Below are 1,616 nucleotides of genomic sequence, written 5' to 3'. Positions count from 1 at the left end.
AGACCTGCTAAAAAAAGTCAAGTAAAATTTTCGAGAGAATGAGCAAAAAAACGAGCGCACAAATCTAAGCCGCTGAGCATCTCAAAATCGAAATGGCGGCCGGCCAGATGATATAGTGCAGAAAAATCAGTCGTATTCCATGGAATCCAAATAGGCTTTTACAGAAGCGTAGTAGATGCGCAGAAACTTGTTTGCGGAGGCCATCATGTAGACTCGGTAAGGCTTGCCTTCAGAATGTTTCTTGCTCATGAACTGGTAGACCGGCTCATCCATTGGAGCACGTTGCAGGATGACACTCATCACCAGAAAGAGCGTCCTGCGCAGGGAGGCAGACCCCCGCTTGGAAATGCTGCGGCTGCGGACATCCATTTGGCCGGATTGGTAGGGCGGGGCATCAATGCCCGCAAAGGCCACCAGTGCTTTTTTTGAATGAAAACGGCGGACATCGCCAATTTCAGCCATAAGCTGGGGGCCGAGAGAGGGACCAACGCCAAACATCCCCATTACCACAGGATACTCCGGCAGAGAAGCTGCCAGGGACTGCATCTCTTGCTTGAGAGCAGCTAACGCGGCAGAAGTTGCCCGGAGTTGGGAAATAGCCTGTTCTACCAAAAGTTTTGTTGTATCCGTTTTTGGCATGACACCGAAGTGCCCACAGGCAGAGGCGTATATATCCAATGCCTTATTTTCGTTGAAATTGTAGCCGTGCTTTCTGCACCACTTCTGGTATCTGGTGATAAAGGTCTTCTCAGACAGACCGCAGACACACTCGCAGTGCCAAAAAGCATCTACAAAGTCCACCCACTTCTCGCTGCCATCAGCGCGGGGCGGACTGGCAAACAGGCGGTTTGCGTCCGGGAAAGTTGTGTCCAGCAGGGAGATCAGGTTATTCTTCAGCATGGTTTGTACTTTGGAATACTGCTGGTACTGCCGGTAGCAGGTCTTCAGCATGAGCCGGGTATCCTCATCGGGGACATATCTCGGCAGTGTGAGCCAGTGGTCAAGGCCGTAGTTGGCCAGCTTCACAGCATCCTTCTTGTCGGTCTTGGCCCGCCTTAAACTGTTGTTTCCGTAGTCGTGCACCAGCATTGCATTGACTACCGAGACATAAAGCCCCGCGTCGTGGAGTAGCCAGGCCACAGGCGCGTGGTAATTACCCGTGGCTTCCATCACCACACGGGTCTCACCGTCCAGGCTTTTGAGCAGCCTTGCCAGCTCACTCAGTTCGCTGTCGGTGTGAAGTACCTCAAAGGGTGAGACTACCACCTCTCCGAAAGGCCGCATGACTGCGATCATGCTTTTGCCCTTGGAAACATCGATGCCAACGCAGTTCATCCACATTCCTCCAATACAACGAATCTGTGCAACCGGAATCCATCTTTTCTCGCTGCCGATTCAATCTATTGGGTGACACGAACTCCCCGGCATCCGGTAGGCTCAACCTGCTCAAATCGAACGCTGCAACAAGAGGATGGCTGACCGTCTTCAAAGCGGACATACGAAGCCCAAGGGAGTGAACGTCAGCCAGTTGCTCCTCTTATTGTAGCTTAGGCACGAGATGGAGGGAAAGCCGGACTGGCTGCCCGGCTTTCCTGTCCAAATTTATTGTAATAGGG

Annotated in this window: 1 protein-coding gene; it reads right to left on the bottom strand. The window is 52.3% G+C overall.

Going from position 1 to position 1,616, the window contains the following annotated elements:
- Positions 1-126: 126 nt before the first annotated feature.
- Positions 127-1,335 (bottom strand): IS110 family transposase, encoded by a 1,209-nt coding sequence (locus EJL02_RS14010; RefSeq protein ID WP_087243051.1) that lies wholly within the window; start codon positions 1,333-1,335, stop codon positions 127-129.
- Positions 1,336-1,616: the final 281 nt, after the last annotated feature.

The sequence above is a fragment of the Agathobaculum sp. Marseille-P7918 genome (assembly GCF_900625105.1).
Taxonomy (GTDB): domain Bacteria; phylum Bacillota; class Clostridia; order Oscillospirales; family Butyricicoccaceae; genus Agathobaculum.
This window is presented reverse-complemented; position numbering and strand designations above follow the sequence as displayed.